Below are 19,431 nucleotides of genomic sequence, written 5' to 3'. Positions count from 1 at the left end.
CAATTGGTAATTCGCAATTCGCAGTTTAATTGCGAATTACGAATTACGAATTACGAATTATTTAGTCTTATCCCACAACCGCCGGACTAGCCATTCTATTTGGTCTTTGGGACGGGGGACGCATTTCTAAGCCGAATAAATTCAGCATTTCTTGGTCTGCGTCGTAGTCTGGACAGGGGGTTGTGACTGTTAACATCTTGTTATCGTCGCTGGAAAAGATGGAGTTAGCACCTGCCATGAAGCAAAAAGCTTGTTCTACTTGAGACAGTCTTGCCCTACCAGCACTTAAGCGCACATCGGAAGTTGGCATAACTATCCGGGCTGTGGCTATCATCCTGACAACATCCCAAATGGGGACATCTGGTTGGTTTTCTAAGGGCGTACCTTCCACTTGGGAGAGAATATTAATTGGTACTGATTCTGGATGAGGATGGAGGTTAGCCAGGGTGTGTAACATGGAAACACGATCCTCGACGGTTTCGCCTAAACCCAGGATACCGCCGGAACATACGGTAACATTGGTTTGCCGGACATTTTCGATGGTGTTCAGGCGATCGCTATAAGTTCTACTAGTGATAATTGTGCTGTAATATTCTGCTGAGGTATCTAAGTTATGGTTATAAGCATACAGTCCAGCTGTTTCTAATCGTTTGGCTTGGTCTGCTGTCAACATCCCCAAGGTACAGCAAACTTCTAAACCCATGTCAGTGACATCTTTGACCATATCCAGAACTTGATCAAATTGAGAATTATCCCGCACTTCTCGCCATGCTGCACCCATGCACACACGACTAACACCTTTTTCTTTAGCGTTTTGGGCAATGTTCAGGACTGTTTCCTTATCTAACAGTGCTTGGGGTTTGACTTCAGTTTGGTAACGGGAAGATTGGGCGCAGTAGCTACAATCTTCTGGACACCCACCGGTTTTAATGGATATCAGCTTACATACTTGGATTTGTTTGGGGTTGTGATATTGACGATGAATGCTAGCAGCTTGATAAATTAGCTCTAGCAATGGTGTATTATAGATTTCCCGAATCTCTACTTCTTGCCAATCGTAGCGTATTCCCGACATTAGCATCCTTCTTCTCGACTGGATTGATTAACAGCTGTCTTCTTGTTATATCCCCTAACGTACATCTTTTGGAGTACGGGATGGGCTACTGCGATGGCGTTCCGCCAGCAATATCCACAGCCAAGATTTGAGACATTTGATCAACCAGGGTAAGGAATACCGAGAAAATTTCTGTAAACTCAGTGACAATATATTTTAAATTTTGTAAAAAAAGTAAGATAAGTAAAGTAGCTATATGAAATCAGAACTACCCATAATCACTAGCGATCGCCTACTATTGCGAATAGGTATTCAAGAAGAAATACCCAAAATTCTCAAATATTTTATTGGAAATAAAAATTTTCTCACCCCATTTTATCCCACTTGGGCAGATCATTTCTTCACAGACGAATATTGGGAATATCAACTAGAAAATAATTTTTTAGAATTTATTCACGACCAATCTTTAAAGCTATTTATTTTTCCTAAAACTCAACCTACGGAAGTTATTGGTACTATCAATTTCAATAATTTTGTCAGGGGTGCTGCTCATTTCTGCCATGTGGGATATAGTTTAGCAGAAGCTGCCCAGGGTAAAGGCTATATGACTGAAGGCTTGCGGGCAGCAACTGAGTATGTTTTTCAAGAATTAGATTTTCATCGCATCATGGCCAACTATATGCCCCACAATCAACGCAGTGGAAATGTTCTCAAAAGACTAGGCTTTATTGTCGAAGGTTATGCCAGAGACTATTTATTAATTAACGGTAAGTGGCAAGATCATATTCTGACTAGTCTAATCAATCCTGACTGGCAACCCAATGAATATTAAACCAATTCAGAATACGAATTGCGAATTGATTTAATGGTCTGTTTTATCTGGACGACCGTTATTTAAAGGTTTTTTTCTACTCTTGTTTGTTTCGGTTGCTTTTTTATTGGATGGTTGGTTGGAATTGGGTTGTTGGCTAGACATAGGGTGGAATAGTGTAATTAATGACAAGTTTATCTACATATAGGATATGACCGTTTCCAGAAAGTTGTCAAAAATTTTACATAATAAAATAGAGACGTAAACTTAATTACGTCTCTATATTGAAGAAAACCCATTACCGTAAATCTTTTTCAGTTGGAGAAGATTGAGAAAGATACTCAAACCGTTGATTAACTTTCTATGGAAGAACTACAACAGAGTTACTGAGGTTTCCAGAAATCAAAATAATTGATTTAAAATTTTATATCAAGCGAAGGAAGAAAACCCTAAATTGGGCGGTATATCTTGAATACGTCCTGGCCCGATCGCCTGTAATGCTTCTCTTAAAGAAATATCACCAGTATACAAGGCTCGTCCGACAATTACCCCTGTAACACCTTGAGGTTCTAACCCCAACAAACTTAATAAATCAGTGACAGAACTGACTCCCCCCGAAGCAATCACTGGAATGGAAATTGCGCCAGCGAGTTCGCGCAAAGCTTCCATATTTGGCCCTTCTAGAGTTCCATCGCGGTGAATATCCGTGTAAATAATAGCGGCTGCACCTAGTTCTTGCATTTGTATAGCGAGTTGGGCGGCTAAAACTTTTGAAGTTTCTAACCAACCGCGAGTTGCTACGAGTCCGTTACGAGCATCAATACCAATAATAATTTTTTCAGGAAACTCTTGACAGAGTTGTTGTACTAGCTGTGGTTGTTCTACAGCGACAGTACCGAGAATTGCCCACTGTACACCTAGATTAAACACTTGTTGCACACTAGCTTGATCGCGTAAACCACCGCCAATTTCAATTGGTACAGAAATAGCTTGAGCGATCGCTTCAATTGCACTCAAGTTTACTACTTTACCTGCTTTTGCACCATCTAAATCTACTATGTGCAATCTTGTTGCACCTTGATCCGCCCATTGTTTAGCCACATCAACAGGATTCTCGCTAAAAACCTGTGAGCGATCGTAGTCTCCCTGATACAGTCGCACACAGCGACCATCTAGTAAATCAATCGCTGGAATTACATCCATGTAAATTTTCCCCTGTTTAGTCAATAGTTATTAGGTACTGGGTACTGAGTATTGGGTATGCTTAACACTTCTTCCCCTGTCACCTGTCACCTGTCACCTGTCCCTGTAATTGCTTAACTGCTTGCCGAAAACCCAGCACAATCAAAATATTAGAAAGCGTCAAAAAAACTTCCGCGCCACCGTGTAGCCAATCTATGTTAGCTAAAGCTTCGTGGTAATGGATTTTGGCATATATTCCTGCCGGAATCGTCACAGCCACAAAAACCAGAGTGCCGTAAAATCCATATAATGCTAAACGGGGCATTTGCGGACTGCGGCTGATAAACCACAAGAAACCCAAGTAAGGAAACAGTGACAGGGCAAATAGGGTGTCTTTAGATATCATTGCTCTGATTTAATAGTTTTTGATTCAAAAGAATTAGCTACTGTCTTGGGACTAGCGGAAGAACGCCAAATCCACACTGCCGCAGCCCAAAGTGTAAAATTACCAACAAGCGTCATAGTAGCTTGCAGCGTTACCAACCATTCTAGAGATTGAGGATTGTCGAAATAATGCCAGGTACAAGCACACATAGCACTCACCAAAGCCGGTAACATCGCCAGAGATAATCCCCACCAACTGCGGTTTCCTGAGAGTTCGCCATAAGTCCAGATTAACCAAATCGCAGCAATCCACTCAATAACGCTAGAAATATGAATAATCCAAGTAGGAATTGAAAGAGCATTCATAAATAAAATCAATAGTCAATGGTCATTAGACTGTAACTCAGGACTCCTCACTCCTCACTCAGCACCGACTAAACGCCGCGCTACCGCTAACAGCACTCCTCACTCCTCTCATCTTCCCACACGGCAATTCAACTTTTTGTAGAAAGATTACTGTCAACTCGTTAAGTATTGAGAAAAAGTTGATAACCTTAAATCCAACATTCAAAATTTCAATGGGAACGATGCGATCGCTATTATCTGGGTATTACGGCAAAGGTAACGGTGGTGATGAAGCTTTATTAGCCACACTCCTGCAAATGCTACCATCTCATGTTACACCTGTGGTGCTTTCTGGTAATCCAGAAGAAACGCGCGATCGCTACAATGTGGAAGCGCACAATCGCATGGCTATTGTACCTGTACTGCAAGCTTTACGTTCCTGTGATGCTTTAATTTGGGGTGGTGGCAGTTTAATTCAAGATGTTACCAGCACTATCAGCCCCTTTTATTATGGGGGATTGATGGGGTTAGCTCAGAAAATGGGCTTGCAAACTATTGCTTGGGCGCAGGGTATTGGCCCTCTAGTTCGTCCGCAAACGCGCTGGATGGCAAGACAAAATTTTGCTGGTTGTACTAAAGTGAGTGTACGCGATCGCAGCAGTGCTGCTTTATTGTCTGATTGGCAAATTCCCCACATCCTTGCACCTGATCCAGTTTGGGCTTTAGCATCCAAGCCTGTACCGGAAATTGCGGATTTACCTACGCCTAGAGTTGCTGTGACTTTGCGACAACATCCCCAATTAACTCCCACACGCCTCAATAATTTAACTCGTGCTTTGGTCGATTTCCAAAAAGCAACTCAGGCTTTTATTTTATTGCTGCCATTTCAAAAAAGCGAAGATTTAGGTATTGCTCAAGCCATAAAACCATACCTTGCAGATGTCAGTCAGATTTTGTGTCTCGAAGATCCGCAGATATTAAAAGGCGTATTTCGGGGTGTAGAGATGGCAATTGGAATGCGGCTGCACAGTTTAATTATGGCTGCTGCTGAAGGATGTCGCTGTTTTGCCCTGAGTTATGATCCCAAAGTTAACCGCCTCATGGAAGATTTGGCCATACCTGGCTGGAATTTGTCAGATTTACCAGATGATCCCAATTTAATTAGTCAAACTTGGGTAGAACATTACAAAAATGGTCAGCAAATCTTACCAGAGAAAATCCAATCTTTAGTAAATAGCGCATTAACACATCGAGATGTGTTACATCAAGTTCTTAGTCCGTAATACTGTGAACTGACGCAGTGTAAATCTTTCTATGTTAATGCGTTTAGACCTATATTTGTCGACTACCAAGTTAAGGGGTGATATTCCTGCCGCAATACCGATATTAAGTAGTATTGAGGATGTAGAAACCCCACCCTCTAAGCGAAAGCGTAGGGTGGGGTGGTTCAAATTACACCGATATTAGTTAATCCCAAAACGGCAGCCACTCCAATAATATGACCAAAGCTCATAGCCGCTAAGAATGTAGCAACACTAGGATTATTAAACAAAGAGGGGAAAGGTAAAGGCATTTTGGGGCCAACATGGGGATAGCGAATTGACCGCCCAGCAATTAAAAGCACTAATAAACAACTGCCAATAATAATCGGTGTTCCAGTCCAGTTCCAGGTTGTACCAGTATTAGGAACAGTAACTTGCACTGCTAACAGTGTTAATGGAAACATAGTTCTTTCTCCTGCATGAGTAAAATGTCTCGAAGCTATGAGCTAATAGCCCAGTCAATACTCCACTAACAGGGGTTGGATCATCCTCTCTCAATAGAAAGGTTCAACCATCCTTCTTAAGTCGAGTTTGTTACTCAAAAATTAGCTTCACTCATGTATCGAGTCTCATGGCTGGAGAAAGAACAGAAATTAGTCTTGAGAGTTGTGGACTTGGTGATACGTAAGCTATAACGTATTACTTGTATCCAAACCTACAGACGACCAATGTTGGTCAATCCTAAGACAATACCAATACCAATCACATGACCAAAAGCCATAGCACCCACAAATGCGGGGAGACTTAAAGGTAGCCCAGGAAATTTGGGGCCGACTTGGGGCTTTTGAATTTTGAGCGTTAGCAAAACAGCTACTACGCTGCTAGCACTAATGATAATTCCTACAGTGGGATTCCATTCAGGGGTGACTGGTACAGATGCAGCAGCTGCTAATAAGGTAGATGTAATCAAGGTTGTGTCTCCTATGAAAAGTTATACTCAGCACTTAGGACTAAGTTTGGTCAAAGTTAATCTAGACCTAGAAAATTATAGAGTTAGTTAGGACACAACCGAAATTCATCAACCAAAATTCGGTTTTTTAAGTTTGCTGTATTTAAAATTTCTATGCGTGTAAAAATTTGCGGTATCACTCAACCACAACAATCAGTAGCGATCGCGTCTTTGGGTGCAACTGCACTAGGATTTATCTGTGTACCTACTTCACCTCGTTATGTCACCACAATGCAAATTCAAGCTGCGGTGGCACACTTACCCAAAAATATTGACAAAATTGGCGTTTTCGCTAATGCCAGTATTGCCGAAATTAGTCAGATTGTTTCCCGTACCGAGTTAACAGGTGTACAGTTACACGGTGACGAATCCCCCGAATTTTGCTCCGAGTTGCATCAAGCTTTACCCCAAGTAGAAATTATTAAAGCCCTCAGAATCCGCAATATAGAGCATTTGCAGCAAGCAATTATTTACACCCAATACATAGATACTTTATTACTGGATGCTTATCATCCTCAGCAGTTAGGTGGTACAGGGCAAACTTTAGATTGGCAGATGTTACAAAAATTTCATCCCAGTTGTCCTTGGCTACTAGCAGGCGGATTAACACCAGATAACATTCTAGAAGCATTGAGTCAGCTTCAGCCCGACGGTATCGATTTATCTAGCGGTGTAGAAATTAAACCCGGCGATAAAGATTTAGATAAGGTAGCATTACTGTTTGAAAAATTGGGGAATAGGAAGTAGGGACTGGGAATTTTAGATTTTGCGGAAAGTTCTGTAGGCGGGTTTCCCAACCGAGGAACGCCACTTGCTACAAGCCGGGAAACCCGTCCAACGTAGTGGCTCAACTTTTCAAGACGGATTTTGGATTTTGGATTAAATCCCAATCCAACACCTAAAATCCACTCATCAGACTTGCCTTAAAAATAGAGGCTGAAACAACGCAAAATCATTATTTTCATTGTTCCTTGTGAGCGCATCTCATGGAGTCTCTTGCAAAAGTCCGAAAATGAGATGTGTCATTGTGAATGAAATGTAGAATCTTTGAGATGTTTCGCTTTGCTCCACATGACAGCTTCAGCATTTATGCAAGAGGTCTATTGATTTACCCAATTCCCAATTCCCAATTCCCAATTCACCATTTTTTAAAAGAATGCTGGTTGATGACGAATCAAGTTAAAGAATTCTTCACGGGTTTTTTGTTCTTCTTGGAATACGCCAACCATTGCACTAGTCACAGTCCAAGAACCTGGTTTCTGCACACCCCGCATCACCATGCACATATGACTAGCTTCCATAACTACTGCTACACCTTGAGGTTCTAAGATGGTTTGAACGGCTTCAGCAATTTGGCGAGTTAGCCTTTCTTGAACTTGCAAGCGGCGAGAATACATCTCAACGATACGAGCTAATTTACTTAATCCTACTACCTTTTGATTAGGGATGTAAGCAACGTGCGCTCTACCCATAAAAGGCAACATATGATGTTCGCAGAGGCTGAAGAAGTTAATATCCCGGACTAATACCATCTCGTTATGCCCTTCATCAAAGACTGCTCCGTTGATGAGTTCTTCTAAAGATTGGTTGTAGCCACTAGTCAGAAATCTCATTGCTTCTGCTACGCGCTTTGGTGTTTTTAACAAGCCTTCCCGTTCGGGGTCTTCGCCAACGCCTACTAATATTGCTCTTACTGCATCCTTCATTTGCTCCATATCTTCCTCAGAAGGTGGATGCAACTCTGGTGTTCGCCCATCGTGAGTATTACGGTCTGGTCTGGTGTTGATGGCTTCTGCTAAGTCAGGAATTAGTGGCGATTGAGAGCGATTAGAACCGTTGGAACTAGCAATAGTCATGATGTCAATACTTGGTTATGGTTTAATTGTGAGTTATTAGTCATTAGTTATTGGTCAACACAAACAAATGAGCAACAACCAAAGACTAGTTAAAGTGCGCCACCACTGGGCATAAGAATCAATTCGTCAATGACTGCTTGTGGTGGTAATAAAGCAGTATGGAGAATCGATTGAGCCACAATTTCTGGGGTAAGCATTTGGGAACGGTCAAAATCAGCATGAACAGTTTCTGTGTCCCACAATGAGGTGTTGACAGAACCAGGGAAAATAGTAGTGACACGAATACCGTGGGCGCGTTCTTCTTGTGCCAGGGTTTGAGAAAGAGCTAATAAACCAGCTTTACTCACACAATAAGCTCCCCAGTTAGGAAAGGCTTGTTTGGCAGCAATGGAGGCTACATTGATGATTGTTCCTGTAAGTCTAGTTCGCATTCCAGGCAGAATCCCTTGAATACACTGAAATACACTCGTCAGGTTCAAGTCCATCACTTTTTGCCAGTCTACTAGAGGGGTTTGACTTAAGGTAGCTGTGTAGCCTATCCCCGCGTTGTTGACCAAAATATCTATATCTCCAAAATCTAGCGCGATCGCTTGCATTTTCGCTTCTACTTGCGATACTTCTGCTAGGTCTACAGCATAGACTTTTGCTGTTGCTCCGGTATGTTGTGTTGCTGCTGCTACAGCCTCCAACTCATCTAGAGAACGGCTCACTAAAGCTACATCTATGCCGGCTTTTGTAAAAGCTAATGCTGTTGCTTTCCCAATTCCCCTACTCGCCCCTGTGATTAAAGCGCGTCGTTTCTGCTCAAAACTCATGCTGTCTCCCAATTTTTTTGGCAGTTTTGCAAGCCCTTGCCACTCAATTATGAAAATCTTTCGGAGCAAATAGATTAATTTAATCTTAAATTCCGATAATTTTCCTTGAAAAGTGCTACTATTGTTTGTTATTATTAGCGTCCTAATTAAGCGTTTTCCCGCAAAGGACGACAAATAATAACCTGAAAACTCAGGTCATGTAATTAAAGCTAATTAATGAATACTGTTCAAACTACTCCCAAAGAGTTGATTTGTCAGATATACATACAAATGCCTATGGCTGGTAAGATTGTTAAAAATCGTTAAGAGCCACAGGCATTATAACACTGCTATGGTGTCATTGAGTCATTTTCTAACGCTTGTTAATGAGCAACTTCCGTAAAAACGCCAATTTTGCGGAATTTTTCATAGCGTAGTTGCCGTCTTTCTGGGGATGTTAAACGATTAAGCTCTTCTAAGTTATCTAGTAATGCTTGTTTAAGGGTGTTAGCGGCTTGAAGAGGCTCGGTGTGTGCGCCACCGATAGGTTCAGTCAGAATTTGGTCAATAATGCCCAAGTTTTTCAGGTCATGGGAGACAATTTTCAAGGCTACTGCTGCTTGGGGAGCTTTGCTAGAATCTTTCCATAAAATTGCGGCGCAAGCTTCGGGGGTAGCTACGGTGTAGACGGCGTGTTCAAACATCAATAAGCGATCGCCGACACCAATACCCAAAGCACCACCAGAACCACCTTCACCAATGACTGTACAGATAATGGGGACATCCAGAGAGAACATTTCCCGCAGGTTGTAGGCGATCGCTTCCCCTGCACCTTGGCGTTCTGCTACCACCGTTGGCAAAGCTCCTGGCGTATCGATAAACGTCAAAATTGGCATACTAAACTTATTGGCGTGTTCCATCAAGCGCATTGCTTTACGATAACCGCCAGGGGTAGCCATGCCAAAATTGCGGGCGATATTATCTTTAGTATCGCGTCCTTTTTGATGACCCAACATCACCACAGGTTGCCCACCCAAACGAGCCACACCACCAATTAAAGCCGGATCATCACCACCAGAGCGATCGCCATGCAACTCCATCCATTCATCACTAATAGCCTGAATGTAATCTAACGTGCTGGGGCGACGAGGATGACGAGCAACTTGTAAGCGTTGGGCTGGAGATAGTGTACTAAAAATCTCCTCCCGCAGTTGCGTAGCGCGTGCTTCTAGTTTGCGAATTTCACCAGAAACATCGACACCATTTTCCTCTGCAAGTTGCCGAATTTGGTCAATCCGGTTTGCTAGTTCAGCTAACGGTTTTTCAAAATCCAACAGTAGCGGTTTGCGCTCGGTAGTAGCCATAGTTAGGGATTGGGTATTAGGGATTGGGTATTGGGTATTGGGTATTAGGAATGGGGTATTTAATGCAAAAATTTTGACCCTTCACTTCGTTCGAGGGCAAGATGCAAGAATTTTGAATTAATTTGTCCCCATTCCTGATTCTCCATTTATTAAACCAGCAGTGGTCTAAACCCATGTTTGACTGAAGCTCGACCAATCTGCTCCATTTTGTCTACGGTAATCTGATTGCGCCCCCAAGAAAAGTTCGTGTATAACTTCTCAAATTCCAAGAGCATTGATTCAGCAAAACAAGCAAATAACTGGCGTGCTGGCACGTCCATATTGACGATTTTCATGATCTTCCAGTCAATATCCAAAGAATGCTCAACAATGCCACCATTCAACACATACACACCAGGATGCTGAATTTTAGTTCCTAGATTTTTGGGATAGCCACCATCAATCAACAGACAAGGTTGCTTCAAGGTCTTGGGGTCAATTTCCACACCTTTAGGCATACTTGCCACCCAAACTACAATATCAGCTTGGGGTAGGGCTTCATCCAAAACCATGATTTTTCCGCGTCCCAGTTCAGCTTGCAATTCCTGGAGACGCTCTTGGTTACGTGCTATCAGTAACAGTTCCTTCACATCAGTTTTAGCATCCAGCCACCGAGTCACTGCACTGCCAATATCACCTGTAGCCCCACATATAGCTACTGTGGCTTGGGAAAGGTCAATTCCTATTTGTTGGGATGCCGCTTCTACCTGACGACAGATAATATAGGCTGTGTGAGTATTGCCTGTGGTGAAGCGTTCAAACTCTAGCTTGATGTTACGGACTTGGCTAAACTGCTCCAAGTTAAAATTTTCAAAAATAATTGAAGAGAAGCCACCCAAAGCCGTAATATCAATACCATGCTTTTGAGCATGAGCCATTGCATTGAGGATTTTCCTTGTCGCTGCTTTTATCCGGCGATTTGCTAGCATCTCCGGTAAAAAACAAGACTCTACATACCGTCCTTCAATTGTGTCCCCAGTAATACTAGTAACTTTAATGTGATCAACAATCTGGGGTGGTGCGCTACACCAAAAATCTAGCCCTTGATCGGCATATTCTGGGTATCCCAATTCTTGAGCTACCGCCTGAGCGTGTTCTAAACTTGTCAGATGTCCAATTAGACCAAACATGTAGTGATATATTAGGCGCGTGCCTTGTCAAAAGCGTGGATTCGGTGGGTAAGAGACTATACCTAACTCTTAAAAATACTATACAAAGCGTCAGAATACAGTGCTGAGTGCTGAGTGCTGAGTGCTGAGTGCTGAGTGCTGAGTGCTGAGTGCTGAGTTTTGAGTGCTGAGTTTTGAGTTTTGAGTTTTGAGTTTTTATGTAGAAAGTCCTTTTAAATTTGGGTTTAGTTCTTCTTGACGGACTTTTTGTGTTGCACTACGGATAGAACTACTCAGGACTCCTCTCTCAGGACTCAGGACTCAGGACTCAGCACTCAGCACTCTTTAAACAGATGCGAGTCCGTAGGCTGACAAGCGCATGATATCTCTGGTAGTGAAGCCTATATTGCTTAAGGCTTCTCCATACTGAATCATAAAATCTTCCACTAGGGCATCTTTTTCCATAGCGAGAGTTGCCGCATCTGCTTCTACTTGGTTTAACATTTTCCAAACTATGGGCAGATTTTGACGATTGGCTGCTTCTAATTCTGCCTTAGAGTCAGTGAAATGTTCTTTTAGCCAAACTTCGCCAAAGTTGAGGTGACTATATTCATCTTTGACGACTCCCTCGGTGATTTTGCGAGCGAAATCATCGGCTACGGGAATGTAGATGTTGTATGCTGCGATCGCAAAACATTCAATAATCAGAGATTGAATTAACAAGCAAGTAACCACTTTACCTTCTGCGGCTGCTACTTGGAAATTAGTATGCAACCCGGCAAAAAATTCTTTAGCAAATTGCATATCTGGCGACACTTCCAGATTCCGTCCACAAGCTTCAAACCCTTTTTTGTGGCGATTTTCCATTTTCGAGAGGCGAATCAGATCATCTTTTTGTTCTGGCAGCAGTTCAGCTAGTGTGATGTAATTCTCATAAGCTTCTTGTTCACCTTCAATTACTATCGCATTAATGCGACTATAAGCATCTTTATATTTTTCGCTCTTGAAATCAAGTTCTAAATTGGCTGCAAGCTGCTGCATAGTATGTTTACTCCTGTAAACTGAATCATTTAATACCAGAATTAAATTTACCCCATAAATTTAGGGTAATGTTCACTGTTGTTTAATTTTACTTAACAAGTCACTATGTTATAGATTAGCTTTTGTAGGGTGTGATAGTTATATCAATTTAACCAATTCAATAGGTCGCGCCCAATATTCCTGAAATTTAGTGCTGTAATTAGCTGACAATCGGCATTGGGTATTGGAGATTGTGTTTTTCTCTCCCTACTCCCCCTGCTTTCTTATCCTCTATCTCCAGTCAGTCCCCAGTCCCCTTTCAGATATATTATTGCCACAAGAAAAGAAGAGAAGCTTTGTTGTGTAACTCATGCCTAAAACAAACTGGAGTCTGAAATCTGCCAATTTTTTGAGCCTAGCAGGACTAATACTGGGTGCGGTGATTGTCCTGTCACCACTGTTTGTGGTCTTTCTGACATCCTTTGCACCTCCAGGAGCAAACATAGAACTTTTGCCCAAAAAGAATTTGTCTTTTGCTAATTACCGCGATGCGTGGCAGCGAGGGCAGTTTTTATTGGCATTTGCTAATTCTACCTTGGTAGCGATCGCCGTGACGGCATTTCAAATTGTGACTTCGGCGTTGGCGGGTTATGCGTTGGCAAGGTTGAAGTTTCGCGGTAGACAAGCATTGTTACTGGTAGTCTTAGCAACCTTAGTCATCCCCTTTCAGTTATTAGTGATTCCTATCTTTTTGGTATTGAAGTGGGGACACCTGATAAATACCTACGGCGCATTGATTTTACCAACTGCGGTCAACGGTTTTGGGATTTTTCTGTTACGTCAATATTTCCAGACAATTCCTGTAGAGTTGGAAGAAGCTGCAACTATTGACGGGGCGAATAGACTACAAATTCTTTGGCAAGTCATGTTACCTTTAGCTCGTCCCGCCTTAGTGACGCTGTTTCTCTTTACATTTATTGCTGAATGGAATGATTTATTTAAGCCACTTGTGTTTACAACGCGACCGGAATTAAGAACGGTGCAGCTAGCGTTGGCTGAATTTCAGGAACAGTTTACCAATAATTGGCCTTTGATGATGGCGGCGGTGACAATTGCGACTGTTCCGGTGATGTTGCTATTTCTAATTGGTCAGCGTCAGTTTATTAGAGGTATTGCCACAACAGGAATGAAAAATTAACCCTACACAAAAAAGAGACGCAAAGAACAACTTTGCGTCTCTTTAGTGAAATGTGAAAAATTAGAAACTAAATGTGGTTCTCAATGCACCAATCACTACGCTATCGCTGTTATCTTTATGATCTGGTGCTGTTAGCCAGATAACACCGGGTGTGATGGTGATATTATCACTAACTTTGTATTGATAGAATGCTTCAACATGGTAGGAAGTATCACTATCTTCAGGTAACGGAGCAACACTGGAACTTGTCACTTTAGGTTCCATGCCTACGATAATCCCGCCTAAATTGCCTTTCTTGCCAAGGTCAGGGAAGGCTAGAGTCACAGCATAGTTCCAAATATCAATATCTCCCCGATCAGCCCCTGTCAAGGTACGGCTAGTGGTATAGCCAGCCCAACCACCTAAGATGATTTTCTCACTGATACCAACGGATGCTTGAAGACCGTAGGAGTTACTAGAAAAGGTTTCACCCAAAGTCTGGAAGGTTGCAGCATTGCTACCTGTAACTAGTGGCTGTCTGTAGGAATTAATATATGTTAACCCTACAGTGATGCGATCGCTTGGTTTGACTGTTAGCTGTGCCAATGCTCCGTAAGCACCATCAAACAAACCGTTTTTGGCTGCTGGGTTATTAGCTGTACCACTCAAATAACCTAGACTCAGTGCTAACTTATCACTGAATTGATGGGTAACGCCTAAACCAGTCCCACCGATTTGACCGTAAATTGGGTTACGTGTACCAAAGGTAGACAAAGCACCGAAAGCTCCATCACCATCAAAAGGATTTACTGTGCTGGTGAGGTCGTCTGCTGCACCTCCGACAGCAATCAGCTTAACTTGAGTATTCTTGGTGGCGGGGAATCCGTACCATAAAGTACCTATGTTAGCGTTGGAACTGGGTTCAGCACTAGCAAAAAATAGGTTACCCTCTGGAGTATTAATGTTAGGTGTGGCAATATTATTAGCCTCAATTCTGGTAAACAGGGTATCTTGACCAGTGAAGCTAGTGACAAGTTCAAGACGCGCTCTGTATGCCAGAGTGGTATTCTTGTCTGTGATTTCCGCATCATTGACGCGATCGCCTGACAACACGTCACTGACCACAGCTACAACTTGTCCTTGTAGTTTGGTTGTGGTAGAAAACTGATTGGCTTCCAATTCAGCAGTGCGTGCTTCTAATGCGTCTACTCGTCCTCTAAGTGTCGCTAGTTCTGCGGAAAACTCTTCTTGCAGTTTTTGCAAGGTAGCTAAATCTTCTTTGGTGACTAGATCACCAGTGGCGGTAGCAATTAATTCGTTAACTCTGTCAAGACAAGCATTTACACCCGCGGCGAACTCATACCGTGTCATAGCGCGATTACCACGATATGTCCCGTTGGGATAGCCTGCAATACAACCATAACGTTCTACTAATGATTGCAATGCTTGGAATGCCCAATCTGTCGGTTGTACGTCTGATAATTGAGACACAGAGGTAACTTGTGACATTACCTGGTCTTGAGAAGAGTTATCAGTTTTGACAACTGGTGTGGTGGTGCTTGATGATTCATTGATTTCTGTTGGGGTGGATATTTCCCCCGCAAATGCAGCAGTACCAGAAAATAGCACCATGCTGCAAAAGACTGGACTAGCTAGTAAATACTTCGATAATTTCTGCATTTTATCCTCACACTCAAAATATACTGAATTTTTACTTGGTAACACCAATACCAAGCCTTGGCTATCACAGAGGTTCTGAAAATGGATTCCCAAGATATTAGCAGTACCTAACAAATTTTGTAACAGTAAAAATCAAGAATTCATAAATTTCTTGTTTTAAGTAGGAGTTATGTAAAGGTTAAGCTTAGTAATCTGCTTTGATTGTTGTTCACGCAGCGTTGCCTACTCATACTTACCTGTGTAGGTAGGCAGTAGAAGCAAGTTGCAAAATATCATTTAATTTCCGCATAGGGTTGCTAGTACAGCACATTCTTGTGATTACTTACGCAGAGTCATGTTATCATCGAAATGAGAATGAGAATTATTATTACCAAGATAATAAATTTCATTCTCACTCAAAATCTATACTTAAATTGCGATGGGCTGCGCCCCGCCGTAGGCGATAAGCGAAGCTTAAGCCTTTGGCTATCGCAGCAGTTTCAGCATGGTTGCGGAAGGAAAATACTATGCAAAAAGGCATTCTGTCCTTAATCACCTTACTAATGTTGTCAGTGACATTTGGTTGTAACTCATCCAACAACATTGAAAAGACATCTGCTCAACAGTCACCAAAGACACAGGAAGCTGCATCTAATCCTGTAGCACAGCCACCAAATATCAAGGTTGTAGCCACATTTTTACCGACTTATCTATTTACAAAAGCTGTGGCTGGAGATGCAGCAGAGGTAGACATATTAGTGTCTCCAGGGACGGAAGTACATGACTACCAAGCAACACCAGATAATGTCAAAGCGATCGCTACAGCAGATGTTTTAGTCAAAAATGGGTTGGGATTAGAGGAATTTCTGGAAAATACCATCAAAAATGCCCAAAATTCTCAATTGAAGCAAATTGATGCTAGCGCGGGAATTAAACCCTTAAATGAAATCTCACCAGTTGTGAAAGCCACAAAAGGTGAAAAAGACCACGACCATGACCATGCTGAGGGTAATCCTCACGTTTGGTTAGATCCAGTGTTGGTAAAACAGCAGGTAACAAATATTCGTGATGGCTTAATTGCAGCTGACCCAGCAAATAAAGCTACCTATGAGGCTAATGCTAGTGCTTACATTCAAGAACTAGAAAATTTAAATACTGAATTTCAACAGACATTACAAAAAACTCCTAACTGCACCTTTGTCACCTTTCATGATGCTTATCCATACTTAGCTCAACGTTATAACCTCAAACAAGTGGCAGTAGTGCAAATTCCAGAAGATCAACTTTCTCCAGTAGATATACAAAATACTATCAAAGCGGTGAAAAAGTACAACGTCAAAGCTTTATTTAGTGAGCCAGGAGTAGACAACAAATTACTCACCAGTCTTTCCCAAGACCTAAAGTTAACCTTGGGTTCACTAAATCCTTTAGAAAGTGGCGAAAAAGACCCCCAGTATTATTTCCAAGCCATGAAAGCTAACTTAGAAACCATAGAAACAGCCTGTAAGTAGGGGTGGGTTCACAGATATCCTCAATTATTCACGATGATTCTAGTAAACCCACCCCTACTAAAATCTAAAATCCAAAATATTTTGTAATTTGAATTCGGAGTGAAGCGACGTGACATCCCCTGTTCTCAAAGTTGAGGGATTAACTGTATATCAAGGTAATTATTTAGCTGTGCGGGATGTTTCCTTTGAGTTAATACCGGGAACTGACACAGCTATAGTTGGCCCCAATGGTGCGGGTAAAAGTACATTAGTTAAAGCAGTGTTAAATTTGATTCCCCGTAGTAGTGGGAAGATTGAAATATTTGGCCTTCCTCTAGCTAGATTGGGGAATTTACGTCATTTTTTAGGCTATATGCCACAAAATTTTGTCTTTGATCGCAGCTTTCCTATTTCGGTCAGAGAGTTGGTAGGTTTAGGGTGGGTAGCCACAGATAGAAATAAATATTCATTTTTATCTCAACTACGAAGTCAACCCAGGGAAAAATCTTTAGCAGTAGCCGAAGCTCTGAGGAGAACAGATGCTTATCACTTGCAAAATCAAGCGATTGGAACACTGAGTGGTGGTCAACTCAAGCGAGTGTTGCTAGCTTACTGTTTAGTTATCCCTAGGAAATTGTTGGTACTAGATGAAGCCTTTGCTGGAGTTGATATGCAAGGTGCAGCAGATTTTTATGCGTTGCTAAATGAATTGAAGCGGGAAGAAAATTGGACGGTTTTACAAGTTTCCCATGATATTGATATGGTCAGCCGTCATTGCGATCGCGTCCTTTGCCTCAATCAAACCGTTGTCTGTACCGGACAACCAGAAATTGCTCTCTCACCCCAAAATCTTTTAGCTACCTACGGCCCAGGATTTAGCCGCTACCAACATCATCATTAAATTCAAAATAAATTTGCTGTATCCCTTAATTACGAATTACGAATTATTATTCATCCTTTTCATCTAAGTGTTCAGCTACAGCTTGATAAAGATGAAAAATATGATTGTCGTGAAGGCTATAAAATACATTACGTCCTTGTTTACGATACGTCACTAAACGCATAGCTCGTAAGTTGCGTAGCTGATGAGAAACAGCCGATTCACTCATTTCTAACAAAGCTGCTAAATCACTGACACAAAGCTCTTTATTTGATAAAAAAGAGAGAATTCTGAGTCGATTAGCATCTCCCAAAAAGCTAAAAAAATCTGCCATACGTTGAGCTTTTTCTGTTGTGAGTAGCTCATTTGGTATGGATTGAACAACATTAGTATCTATAAGAGAGTATTTGGTATTTGATTGCAACATTTGGGTTAGTAGAATTTAATTTTCTATATTAAAAAGTATTTAAATTTATACTTATATATTACATTTTTTTTGTCCAATTATGTAAACACAAACAAATATATACTTTATTTATCACTTTAAAAGTTGTAAAAATTCATATTATGTATCTAATTTATAGTTGCAATCTCAACTGGATAGCTGTAGCCAGTAGCAGTGATTTAATAGATTTATTACAATTCCCATTTATGCAGCGTGCGATCGCAGGTGCTATTCTCATGGGCATACTTGGAGGCTTGCTAGGTAGTTTTGTTACCTTACGCCAGTTATCATTTTTTAGCCATGCTGTTGGTCATGCCGCATTAGTAGGCGTAGTATTGGGTGTGCTGCTACAGATCAACCCCACTTGGATGCTGCTACCTTTTACCTTAGTGTTTGGGGTGATTGTTCTTTACTTGATTGATAAGACCGATTTAGCCAGTGATAGCGTACTTAGTATAGTGCTTTCGGGAGCATTAGCGATCGGTGTAATTCTGACGAATCTCATCCAAGGTTATCGCGGCAACTTAATGAGTGTGTTGTTTGGGGATATTTTGGCAATTGATTTTACAGACTTGATTTTAACAATGCTGGTACTGGTAGCTAGCAGCATATTCTTACTATCAACGCTGCAACAGCAAATTTTGTTAACGCTAAATTTAGATGTGGCAAAAGTTCAAGCTGTCCCCGTCCAATTGTATCGCTACGGGTTTGTGGTGCTGCTGGCACTGGCTGTAGCTGTCGCAATTAAAGCTGTAGGTGTTTTATTGGTGAATGCCTTTTTAGTCATTCCTGCTTCTACAGCTAAATTAATGAGTCACCACTTCAGCAACTTTCTCGTCTTATCAACAATAGTTGGTGCTACTAGTAGCCTAGTGGGGATTATTGTGTCCGGTGCTTTTAACCTAGCCTCAGGCCCTAGCATTGTGCTGGTTCAGTTTCTTTTGTTTGTGGCTGTGTTCACCTGGGTAAAATTGCGCTGGAAATCTGCCTAAATGTTTTTTTTGCTGAAACCCCTTGGCAAATCATTTTTAGTTTGCTAAGATTATTAATCGTGGCCAATAAAAAAACACGCCGGGATAGCTCAGTTGGTAGAGCAGAGGACTGAAAATCCTCGTGTCACGAGTTCAAGTCTCGTTCCTGGCATTTAGTAACACTAAAAAATACATGGACATAACAAGGGTTGTAAGCTTTCTCCCAGTCTGGTTGATAGCTTATGACCTTAAAATATTGGATATTTTAAGGTGAGTTTAGACTATCAAATGGTGTAGGCTGTGGTTAGCTCGTGATATTGTTCCCGACAATCCTCTACCTTCTCCCAAAGGAAGAGGCTAGCACCAAGGCAGAAATCTCTTGAGAAATTAACCCCTGGAAGAGTTGCTCAAGCTATGGGGGATTTTTTGCAGTGATTAGTAACCAGGAAAAAAGCGTTACCGTAAAAACCGATACCCGATTGTTAAAAAAAACTGAACTGTAACACGACCACGTAAAGAACCATCAGTTGCGGTTTAATACTCAAGATTATTGATAATTTTATTAAGTCTCTGATTAGGA

The 19,431-nt window shown here is 41.6% G+C and carries 21 protein-coding genes and 1 tRNA gene; 8 read left to right on the top strand and 14 right to left on the bottom strand.

Translation table 11 applies throughout. The features are described from left to right. Nucleotides 1–67: 67 nt before the first annotated feature. Nucleotides 68–1,081 carry a biotin synthase BioB gene (gene bioB, locus VB693_RS08310; protein ID WP_323265846.1) on the bottom strand — a complete coding sequence of 338 codons (1,014 nt, stop codon included), beginning with the start codon at nt 1,079–1,081 and terminating at the stop codon, nt 68–70. A gap of 229 nt (nt 1,082–1,310) precedes the next feature. On the opposite strand from bioB, the gene VB693_RS08305 reads away from it, so the two are divergent. Beyond that, nucleotides 1,311–1,886: a GNAT family N-acetyltransferase gene (locus VB693_RS08305; protein ID WP_323265845.1), complete on the top strand. Its 576-nt coding sequence runs from the start codon at nt 1,311–1,313 to the stop codon at nt 1,884–1,886. Nucleotides 1,887–2,294: 408 nt separating this feature from the next. Here VB693_RS08305 and hisA read toward each other — a convergent pair whose 3' ends face one another. The 3 genes from hisA to VB693_RS08290 all read right to left on the bottom strand — a co-directional run bounded on the left by hisA (nt 2,295) and on the right by VB693_RS08290 (nt 3,797). After that, nucleotides 2,295–3,068, bottom strand: coding sequence for a 1-(5-phosphoribosyl)-5-[(5-phosphoribosylamino)methylideneamino]imidazole-4-carboxamide isomerase (gene hisA, locus VB693_RS08300; protein ID WP_323265844.1), 774 nt, complete (start codon nt 3,066–3,068; stop codon nt 2,295–2,297). Between the two features lie 79 nt (nt 3,069–3,147). Next, nucleotides 3,148–3,453 (bottom strand): DUF3593 domain-containing protein, encoded by a 306-nt coding sequence (locus VB693_RS08295; protein WP_190709852.1) that lies wholly within the window; start codon nt 3,451–3,453, stop codon nt 3,148–3,150. Next, nucleotides 3,450–3,797 carry a DUF2499 domain-containing protein gene (locus VB693_RS08290; protein WP_323265843.1) on the bottom strand — a complete coding sequence of 116 codons (348 nt, stop codon included), beginning with the start codon at nt 3,795–3,797 and terminating at the stop codon, nt 3,450–3,452. Before VB693_RS08290 ends, VB693_RS08295 begins: the two co-directional genes overlap by 4 nt. Nucleotides 3,798–4,018: 221 nt before the next feature. On the opposite strand from VB693_RS08290, the gene csaB reads away from it, so the two are divergent. Next, on the top strand, nt 4,019–5,059 hold the full coding sequence (csaB, locus tag VB693_RS08285) for a polysaccharide pyruvyl transferase CsaB (RefSeq protein WP_323265929.1): 1,041 nt from the start codon (nt 4,019–4,021) through the stop codon (nt 5,057–5,059). Nucleotides 5,060–5,223: 164 nt separating this feature from the next. On the opposite strand, the gene psaK (VB693_RS08280) is transcribed toward csaB, so the two are convergent. Continuing rightward, nucleotides 5,224–5,502 carry a photosystem I reaction center subunit PsaK gene (gene psaK, locus VB693_RS08280; protein WP_323265842.1) on the bottom strand — a complete coding sequence of 93 codons (279 nt, stop codon included), beginning with the start codon at nt 5,500–5,502 and terminating at the stop codon, nt 5,224–5,226. A 251-nt stretch (nt 5,503–5,753) separates the two neighbouring features. Then, nucleotides 5,754–6,008 (bottom strand): photosystem I reaction center subunit PsaK, encoded by a 255-nt coding sequence (psaK, locus tag VB693_RS08275; RefSeq protein ID WP_190709858.1) that lies wholly within the window; start codon nt 6,006–6,008, stop codon nt 5,754–5,756. 153 nt (nt 6,009–6,161) lie between these two features. On the opposite strand from psaK (VB693_RS08275), the gene VB693_RS08270 reads away from it, so the two are divergent. Then, nucleotides 6,162–6,794: a phosphoribosylanthranilate isomerase gene (locus VB693_RS08270; protein ID WP_323265841.1), complete on the top strand. Its 633-nt coding sequence runs from the start codon at nt 6,162–6,164 to the stop codon at nt 6,792–6,794. A 401-nt stretch (nt 6,795–7,195) separates the two neighbouring features. On the opposite strand, the gene folE is transcribed toward VB693_RS08270, so the two are convergent. From folE to VB693_RS08245, 5 genes are all read right to left on the bottom strand, one after another. Beyond that, nucleotides 7,196–7,903, bottom strand: coding sequence for a GTP cyclohydrolase I FolE (gene folE / locus VB693_RS08265; protein WP_237989810.1), 708 nt, complete (start codon nt 7,901–7,903; stop codon nt 7,196–7,198). Between the two features lie 89 nt (nt 7,904–7,992). Continuing rightward, nucleotides 7,993–8,718 (bottom strand): SDR family oxidoreductase, encoded by a 726-nt coding sequence (locus tag VB693_RS08260; protein ID WP_323265840.1) that lies wholly within the window; start codon nt 8,716–8,718, stop codon nt 7,993–7,995. Nucleotides 8,719–9,080: 362 nt separating this feature from the next. Further along, a complete protein-coding gene (locus tag VB693_RS08255) occupies nt 9,081–10,061 on the bottom strand; it encodes an acetyl-CoA carboxylase carboxyltransferase subunit alpha (RefSeq protein ID WP_190709866.1) in 981 nt (326 codons plus the stop codon). Between the two features lie 149 nt (nt 10,062–10,210). After that, entirely contained in the window at nt 10,211–11,230 is a 1,020-nt protein-coding gene (locus tag VB693_RS08250; RefSeq protein ID WP_190709868.1) for a long-chain acyl-[acyl-carrier-protein] reductase, read from the bottom strand. A 324-nt stretch (nt 11,231–11,554) separates the two neighbouring features. After that, on the bottom strand, nt 11,555–12,250 hold the full coding sequence (locus VB693_RS08245) for an aldehyde oxygenase (deformylating) (RefSeq protein WP_323265839.1): 696 nt from the start codon (nt 12,248–12,250) through the stop codon (nt 11,555–11,557). 349 nt (nt 12,251–12,599) lie between these two features. On the opposite strand from VB693_RS08245, the gene VB693_RS08240 reads away from it, so the two are divergent. Next, entirely contained in the window at nt 12,600–13,427 is an 828-nt protein-coding gene (locus VB693_RS08240; RefSeq protein WP_323265838.1) for a carbohydrate ABC transporter permease, read from the top strand. 60 nt (nt 13,428–13,487) lie between these two features. Here VB693_RS08240 and VB693_RS08235 read toward each other — a convergent pair whose 3' ends face one another. Both VB693_RS08235 and VB693_RS08230 read right to left on the bottom strand, forming a co-directional pair. Further along, nucleotides 13,488–15,086, bottom strand: coding sequence for an iron uptake porin (locus tag VB693_RS08235; protein ID WP_323265837.1), 1,599 nt, complete (start codon nt 15,084–15,086; stop codon nt 13,488–13,490). Nucleotides 15,087–15,477: 391 nt separating this feature from the next. Further along, complete coding sequence (locus tag VB693_RS08230; RefSeq protein WP_323265836.1) at nt 15,478–15,606, bottom strand: hypothetical protein; 129 nt, start codon at nt 15,604–15,606, stop codon at nt 15,478–15,480. Between VB693_RS08230 and VB693_RS08225 the strand changes: the two genes are divergently transcribed. Both VB693_RS08225 and VB693_RS08220 read left to right on the top strand, forming a co-directional pair. After that, nucleotides 15,593–16,576 (top strand): metal ABC transporter substrate-binding protein, encoded by a 984-nt coding sequence (locus tag VB693_RS08225; protein WP_323265835.1) that lies wholly within the window; start codon nt 15,593–15,595, stop codon nt 16,574–16,576. The two genes, VB693_RS08230 and VB693_RS08225, sit on opposite strands and share 14 nt — an antisense overlap. A gap of 109 nt (nt 16,577–16,685) precedes the next feature. Further along, complete coding sequence (locus VB693_RS08220; protein WP_323265834.1) at nt 16,686–17,456, top strand: metal ABC transporter ATP-binding protein; 771 nt, start codon at nt 16,686–16,688, stop codon at nt 17,454–17,456. 46 nt (nt 17,457–17,502) lie between these two features. Here VB693_RS08220 and VB693_RS08215 read toward each other — a convergent pair whose 3' ends face one another. Beyond that, nucleotides 17,503–17,769 (bottom strand): ArsR/SmtB family transcription factor, encoded by a 267-nt coding sequence (locus VB693_RS08215; RefSeq protein ID WP_242039523.1) that lies wholly within the window; start codon nt 17,767–17,769, stop codon nt 17,503–17,505. Between the two features lie 233 nt (nt 17,770–18,002). Between VB693_RS08215 and VB693_RS08210 the strand changes: the two genes are divergently transcribed. Beyond that, nucleotides 18,003–18,872 (top strand): metal ABC transporter permease, encoded by an 870-nt coding sequence (locus VB693_RS08210; protein WP_323265833.1) that lies wholly within the window; start codon nt 18,003–18,005, stop codon nt 18,870–18,872. Between the two features lie 78 nt (nt 18,873–18,950). After that, nucleotides 18,951–19,023 (top strand) — tRNA-Phe (locus VB693_RS08205). Nucleotides 19,024–19,431: the final 408 nt, after the last annotated feature.

This window comes from Anabaena sp. UHCC 0399, from assembly GCF_034931465.1.
GTDB classification, from domain to species: Bacteria; Cyanobacteriota; Cyanobacteriia; order Cyanobacteriales; family Nostocaceae; genus Trichormus; species Trichormus minutissimus.
Note: the sequence above shows the minus strand (reverse complement) of the source record. Positions and strands in the feature narration are given on the sequence as shown.